Here is a 7,470-nt window from a genome sequence, read left to right as displayed (position 1 = left end):
AACTTAAAAATACAAAATAAGGAGCAGAAAAACTAGTTTTCTACTCCTTATTTATTAATCAATTAAGTACTAAAATGACTTTTTCAGTGCCCTCGATTTCTTTAGAGGTTTTTGGTGCTACAGAGATGATTAAGGTTATCAAACCTTAAATCATACTTCTCGAAATACTGCATCATTGATTTAAGGAAAATGTTCCACGTAATTCACAAAATCGAATTACTTACCTGAAATTCCTTCAATTTCAGGTAGTTTATAAAAACTCCCTGAAACTCCCTGAAATTACCTGAAACTACCTAAAATTACCAGAAGTTATCAGAAGCTTTCGAAAACGGACTGAAACTACTGAAAATTCTACTTGAACTTCTTGAAATTGCCAGAAATCCACTGGAATTGCTAGGAATCCTAGTAGGCATAAAGTTAAAAATTCAACATTTACAATAAAATTAATTACCTCTTGTAATAAATTATTGTAATGATGATTGCCGAAACTGTATATAACGTTGCTATCTGTCTTCCTGAAAAGGAACTAGAAAAGTTATATGCTTTATTAGGTAACCTAAATCAATCACATTCAAAAAATAGAAACCCTAAAAGACCAGTCTTGATTTCAAAACAAGAATCAATGGAATATATTTTTAGAACCGTCTTTTGTAAATCTAGAAAACTTTAGTATCCTTAAATTTATCAATGCTAAATTTATCTATTTTTGCCAAAGATTGATCTAAATTATTAACCAATATTGCATACTAAAACGCATACGGTTTTAATGATTATCTTCAAATTGGGCGGCTATAATGGTATATTTTAGGTTGATTTGAATATAAGATTCAGCTCATAACCCGAAGGTCACAGGTTCGAGTCCTGTTCCCGTTACGAAGCAAGCCATTCAGAAATGAATGGCTTTTTTTATTCCAATATTCTTATAAATGTATTTGATCATAAAAAATTTATATCTTTATCAAAAGAGATAGTGATGGAAAATGTATTATATATTTTGGTTATTTCACTCATAGTTTACATAACTATCAGCATTTTGTTGTACTATTTGCAAGAGTCTTTTATATTCAAGCCTGAGAAATTATCGCAGGATTTTCAGTTCAGGTATGAAAACCAGGAATTCGAGGAATACAATGTCGATTTGCCAGACGGAGCAGTAATGAATGGTCTAAGATTCAAATCAATCAATCCAAAAGGAGTGGTTTTGTATCTCAAAGGAAACAGCAAAAGCATCAAAGGTTGGGGGAAATTTGCGGTTGACTTTACTTCTCACAGCTACGATGTCATTATGATTGATTACAGAGGTTTTGGAAAAAGCACAGGAAAACGCTCTCAAGAAGCCATCAAAAAAGATATGCAATTTATCTATGATAAAATCAAGGAGAAGATTGACGAAAAATACATTATCATTTACGGAAGGTCATTGGGAAGCGGTTTTGCAACCAAATTAGCCTCAATCAACAATCCAAAAATGCTGATTTTAGACGCGCCTTATTATAGTATGCGGCATATTACAAATAGGTATTTACCATTCATGCCGCTTTCCATAATATTACGGTATCCAATTCCAACTTACAAATGGATTAAATACGTGAAATGCCCCATACACATTATTCACGGAACAAAAGACACCTTAATCCCATTTAAAACCGCCATAAAACTTTCCCGAAATAACTGCGGAAACTCCAGATTGTATCCCATTATTGAAGGCGGACACAAGAACTTGAATAACTTTGAATCCTATCATACAATTTTGGCGGAAATATTAATTAACCGAAAAACCGAGGTAGATTTAACCAAAACGAGCATCAATGTCCAACATTCCAAAAATAAAAAAGAATAATAAGGTTGTAAAGTTCCTTTGCACATTGCTTTTCATCTACTCATTAATATGCTGCACCATGTATTTTTTACAAAAAAAAATCATATTTCAACCCACTGTTCTGTCACAGGATTTCAAATTTGAATTAGAAACTCCTTTCGAAGAAGTTTTCTTGGAAACTCCCAATAATGGAAGAATTCATTCTATTTGGTTTAAAAATAAAAACCCGAAAGGTGTCATCGTTTATTATCATGGAAACAGGGCCGGACTCGAAAGATGGAGTAAAATAACAGAATATTTTGTCAAAAAGAACTACGATGTTTTTGTGATGGATTACCGAGGTTACGGCAAAAGTACGGGCGAACTAACAGAACAAATTTTGTATCAAGATGCCCAAATGGTCTACGATTTTGTTAAAAAAAATTACAAAGAACAAGATATTATCATTTATGGTCGCTCGTTGGGAAGCGGAATCGCTACAAAAATAGCTTCTGAAAATCACCCCAGAAAAGTAATTTTAGAAACACCTTATTTCAGCATTATTGATGTAGCTAATTCCTGGCTGCCTATTTTGCCCGAATTTATATTTAATTATAAAATGAAATCAGGCTATTATGTAAAGAAGATCAACTGCGAACTAACCATTTTTCACGGAACCCAAGACAGAGTCGTTCCTTTGTCTTCGGCCAAAAAACTTTTCAAGGCAGCAAATTTCCCTAAAGAATTAATCATCATCGAAACTGCGAATCACGGAAACATCAGCACTTTTGACGTATATCATAAAAAAATTGATGAATTATTGCAATGATTTTTAGAATTATTCTAATAGATGACCCTCTGTATTACTTACCTTTGCGCAAAATTCAATCAAGCTTTGATTGAAAAAAATAAAAGATATGGCACATAAAGCAGGTTTTGTAAATATAATAGGGAATCCAAATGTTGGAAAATCAACCCTAATGAACGCGTTCGTTGGCGAAAGATTATCCATCATAACATCAAAAGCACAAACCACCCGTCACCGAATTTTGGGGATTGTAAATGGTGAAGATTTTCAATTAATCTTGTCTGATACCCCTGGAATCATCAAACCAGCTTATGAAATGCAGGAATCGATGATGAATTTCGTGAAATCGGCGTTTGAAGATGCCGATATCTTGATTTATATGGTCGAAATTGGCGAACAAGAACTAAAAGACGAAGCTTTTTTCAATAAAATCATCCATTCTACAATTCCTGTTTTGTTATTGTTGAACAAAATTGACAACTCCAATCAAGAACAATTAGAAACTCAAGTTGCGTTCTGGACGGAGAAAGTTCCAAATGCTGAAATTTATCCAATATCAGCTTTGCAGAATTTTAATGTTCCTGAAGTTTTCCAAAGAATAATCGAATTGTTGCCGGAATCGCCTGCTTATTATCCAAAAGACCAATTGACGGACAAACCGGAACGTTTCTTTGTAAACGAAACCATTCGCGAGAAAATCTTGTTAAATTACAGCAAAGAAATTCCGTATGCGGTCGAAATCGTGACCGAAGAATTCTTCGAAGACGAAAACATTATCCGAATTCGTTCCCTGATTATGGTGGAACGCGAAACCCAAAAAGGAATTATCATTGGTCACAAAGGTGCTGCCTTAAAACAAGTGGGAATGGAAGCACGTGCCGATTTAGAGAAATTTTTCGGAAAACAAATTCATATCGAATTGTATGTAAAAGTTAACAAAAATTGGAGAAGCAACGCAAATATGTTGAAGAGGTTTGGGTATAATCAATAAGGGTTCAGTTAGAAAGTCTCTCTATTTCAAAAGAGATTCCTTTTTTAATTCTATTGACAATTCTTTAGAATCACTTACTACTTTCGAAATCTTACCTTGCTTATTGATTATTATGTGAGTAGGGTAGGTGCTTATATTTAAAGTTTCTGTTATATATGATTTTTGATTTGGAACTACTGCATAATTAAAGGTTTTTTTGGTCAAAAATTTTTCTAATTCTTGATTTGTGTCTGTGGCCAAACTGACAAAAACAATGTCTTTTCGATTTTCGTATTTTTTTACTAATTTATTAAGTTCTGGCATCTCCTGAACGCATCTTTGGCAATGTATGAACCAGCATTTCAAAACTATTATTTTGCCTTTTGTTGTTTCCTTATCGTAGATTATACCATTCAAATCTTTAAAATTTAATTCAGGAAACTGAGTTCCTTCCTTTTTAAAGTTTTCATACGAATATAAGCTTTCACTCATAATGGTTGACTTAATTGTAGTGTCGCAAATAGCCTCTAATCTATAAAGTTTATAATAAGACAATGTGTCTTTTGGGCTTAATCTGATGGGAATAAAATCTCCAGAAGTAAGAAGTTCTAAGAAATATTCCTTACTAATAATATTTGAATTTTCGTCAAGTGAGATAAAGTCAGAGGATAAAATGATGTTTTTAGAATAGTAATTCCACCAACTCATATAGTCTTTTTGAATTATATAAAAATCAACTTCTGGATTTCCATAATCAGAATTTTTATGGCAAGATGACAATACTAAAACTGTAAATATTAATATAGATAAATGTGATGGTTTCATAATAAATGCAATAAATTAATCTACGATTCCAAAATCTCCAAAAACTTCCCTTCCAATTCATTCATTTGATCATTGCCTTTAAACCGGATTTGTTTGGCTATGAAATAAAGCAAAAACCAAACGATGACCATCAATAACATTACAATTAAATCCATGGTGGTTGGTTGTTTCAAGACATAATTGGAGTAGGCGATAGCGCTAAAAATCACAAAAATTCCTGCCACCATAAAATGCAGAAACATAAAAAGTGTCCATAAAGTAGGTTCTGGGCCAAATAATCCACGGATGTGTGTTTCGTTATTGTCTTTTGGTTCTAATTCCAAATGCAAATGTGGCGACCAATATTCGCGTTTTGCATCGGGCATATTCATCCAAATATGATTGTGTTTGATCTTTAGATGACAATCTTCAGTACAATTTACTTTATAATTTTCGAATTTTTGACGAATTGTGTCTATGTTTTCTGTCACGTCTTTATAAAAACGTAGGCGAAGTCGTATTTCATTATTGGCATCCATTACAGCAAATTTTAGGTTCGAAATTATTAAAGGTACTGCAAAATAGTAAAAAAATTGATATTATAGTATTTAACACTACCTTTGCAACCCGAAACCGCATAGCGGTTGAACAGACGAAGTAAATATTTGAAATTAGATTATGAATAACATTGTAGCCATTGTAGGAAGACCAAACGTAGGAAAATCGACGCTTTTTAATCGATTGATACAAAGAAGAGAAGCTATTGTAGATTCGGTTTCGGGCGTGACTCGTGACAGAAACTACGGAAAAAGTGAATGGAACGGAAAGGAATTTTCTGTGATTGACACAGGTGGTTATGTTCGTGGATCTGATGATGTTTTCGAAGGCGAAATCCGTAAACAAGTTGAATTGGCAATCGATGAAGCCGACGTTATTATATTTGTAGTTGATGTTGAAGAAGGCATCACACCAATGGATGATGTAGTTGCCAGACTTTTGCGTAAGGTAAAAAAACCCGTTTTACTTGCTGTAAATAAGGTAGATAATGCGATGCGTGAAAAGGATGCTCTCGAGTTTTACAACCTTGGTTTAGGCGAATTTTACACTTTCGCCAGTATTTCAGGAAGTGGAACAGGAGATCTATTGGATGCAGTAATTGATGCTTTTCCAGTGAAACCAGAACCAGTCCAAGAAGAAGTTGTGTTACCGCGTTTTGCAGTTGTGGGTCGTCCTAATGCTGGAAAATCAAGCTTTATAAATGCCTTGATTGGTAAAGAACGTTTTATGGTTACTGACATTGCGGGAACAACTCGTGATGCAATTGATACAAAATTTGACCGTTTTGGATTCGAATTCAACTTGGTTGATACTGCTGGAATTCGTCGTAAAGCGAAAGTAAAGGAAGACTTGGAGTTTTACTCGGTGATGCGTTCGGTTCGTGCGATTGAACACGCCGATATTTGTATCTTGATTATTGATGCAACCCGTGGTTTTGAAGGTCAGGACCAAAGTATTTTTTGGTTGGCCGAAAAAAACCGAAAAGGAGTTGTGATTTTGGTAAACAAATGGGATTTGGTCGAAAAAGACACGATGTCAACCCGTGATTACGAAGCAAAAATCAGGGAAGAATTAATGCCATTTACAGATGTGCCCATTCTTTTTGTTTCGGCATTGACAAAACAACGTTTGTTGAAAGCATTAGAAGCAACAGTTCAGGTTTTTGAAAATAGAAAACAACGTATTGCAACTTCAAAATTCAATGAATTTATGTTGAAAGTAATCGAAGCTTATCCGCCACCAGCTACAAAAGGGAAATATGTGAAAATTAAATATTGTATGCAGTTGCCAACATTGACACCACAGTTTGTATTTTTTGCTAATATGCCACAATATGTTAAAGAACCATACAAACGTTACCTTGAAAATAAAATTCGTGAAAACTGGGATTTTTCTGGTGTTCCAATTGATATTTATATTAGAGAGAAATAGTCTTTTCTTTCTTGATTCTAACATAAAGTTTATGGAGTTTGCAAAAGCTCGATAAACTTTTTTATTTTTATAAAAAAAATAAGACGCCAATACAATTATCATTGAAACACAGGAATATGATTATGGGCGTTCCAACTTCCGATAAAAAACAAATATTATAAACAGATGAAATCAATAAAAGGCAAAGTAGTATGGATTACGGGAGCTTCAAGCGGAATAGGTGAGGCATTGGCTTATGAATTGGCTCGCAAAAACTGTAAATTGATACTTTCGGCGCGAAATGTTGAAGCTCTAGAATTAGTAAAATCTAAATGTGTAAATGCCGAAGTTATGGTTTTGCCTTTTGACTTGGCTAATTTTGGCAATGCCAAAAACAATGCAGAAAAAGCAATCGCTGCCTTTGGAAAAATCGATATTCTTGTCAACAATGGAGGAGTTAGCCAACGGTCACTTATCGCCGAAACTGATTTTGAAGTGGATAAAAAACTCATCGAAGTCGATTATTTGGGAACGATCGCTTTGACCAAAGCTTTGCTTCCACATTTCATAAAAAATCAAAGCGGACATTTTGTAACCATTACTAGTTTGATGGGAAAATTTGGTTCACCATATCGTTCTGGATATTGTGGTGCAAAACACGCGCTTCACGGCTTTTTTGACGTGTTGAGAATGGAACATTACAAGGACTTTCTTGATGTAACCCTTATTTGTCCGGGATTTATCCAAACTAATGTAGCAAAAAACGCTTTAATTGGAAACGGTTCAAGCCAAAATCAAGAAGATGAAGCCACGAAAAACGGAATGCCCGTTGCCGTTTTTGCTAAGAAATTTGTAAAAGCGGTGGAGTCTAATAAATTTGAAGTCTATATTGGTGGTAAAGAAGTTTTAGGCGTTTATCTGAAACGATTCTTTCCTAAGTTCTTGCATTATTTTGTTTTGAAAAGCAAAGTGAGGTAAGGTTTTCTAAATACTAATTTAAATAAATAAAAAGAGTTCCAATTTTTTGAGGGCACTGAAAAAGTCATTTTAGTACTTAATTGATTAATAAATAAGGAGTAGAAAACTAGTTTTTCTGCTCCTTATTTTGTATTTTTAAGTTTA

General features: G+C 33.8%; 7 protein-coding genes. 5 read left to right on the top strand and 2 right to left on the bottom strand.

Annotated features, from left to right (window positions below):
* Positions 1–973: 973 nt before the first annotated feature.
* The 3 genes from ACH2BV_RS05035 to era all read left to right on the top strand — a co-directional run bounded on the left by ACH2BV_RS05035 (position 974) and on the right by era (position 3,597).
* A complete protein-coding gene (locus tag ACH2BV_RS05035) occupies positions 974–1,840 on the top strand; it encodes an alpha/beta hydrolase (RefSeq protein WP_395049632.1) in 867 nt (288 codons plus the stop codon).
* Positions 1,841–1,898: 58 nt separating this feature from the next.
* Entirely contained in the window at positions 1,899–2,627 is a 729-nt protein-coding gene (locus ACH2BV_RS05030; protein WP_395049631.1) for an alpha/beta hydrolase, read from the top strand.
* Positions 2,628–2,715: 88 nt separating this feature from the next.
* A complete protein-coding gene (gene era / locus ACH2BV_RS05025) occupies positions 2,716–3,597 on the top strand; it encodes a GTPase Era (protein WP_395049630.1) in 882 nt (293 codons plus the stop codon).
* A gap of 21 nt (positions 3,598–3,618) precedes the next feature.
* Here era and ACH2BV_RS05020 read toward each other — a convergent pair whose 3' ends face one another.
* Together ACH2BV_RS05020 and ACH2BV_RS05015 are read right to left on the bottom strand one after the other, a co-directional pair.
* The gene (locus ACH2BV_RS05020) at positions 3,619–4,401 is read right to left on the bottom strand and encodes a TlpA family protein disulfide reductase (RefSeq protein ID WP_395049629.1); all 783 of its coding nucleotides are present in this window, start codon (positions 4,399–4,401) and stop codon (positions 3,619–3,621) included.
* A gap of 20 nt (positions 4,402–4,421) precedes the next feature.
* Positions 4,422–4,919, bottom strand: a complete 498-nt coding sequence (locus ACH2BV_RS05015) for a hypothetical protein (protein ID WP_395049628.1) — start codon at positions 4,917–4,919, stop codon at positions 4,422–4,424.
* A 139-nt stretch (positions 4,920–5,058) separates the two neighbouring features.
* Here ACH2BV_RS05015 and der point away from each other — a divergent pair, with 139 nt between their 5' ends.
* On the top strand, positions 5,059–6,369 hold the full coding sequence (gene der / locus ACH2BV_RS05010; RefSeq protein ID WP_395049627.1) for a ribosome biogenesis GTPase Der: 1,311 nt from the start codon (positions 5,059–5,061) through the stop codon (positions 6,367–6,369).
* Positions 6,370–6,534: 165 nt separating this feature from the next.
* Complete coding sequence (locus ACH2BV_RS05005; protein WP_395049626.1) at positions 6,535–7,326, top strand: SDR family oxidoreductase; 792 nt, start codon at positions 6,535–6,537, stop codon at positions 7,324–7,326.
* Positions 7,327–7,470: the final 144 nt, after the last annotated feature.

The sequence above is a fragment of the Flavobacterium sp. genome, assembly GCF_043780635.1.
In the GTDB taxonomy this organism is placed as follows: Bacteria; Bacteroidota; Bacteroidia; order Flavobacteriales; family Flavobacteriaceae; genus Flavobacterium.
The sequence above is the reverse complement of the archived record's forward strand: the minus strand, read 5'-3'. Positions and strand labels throughout refer to the sequence as shown.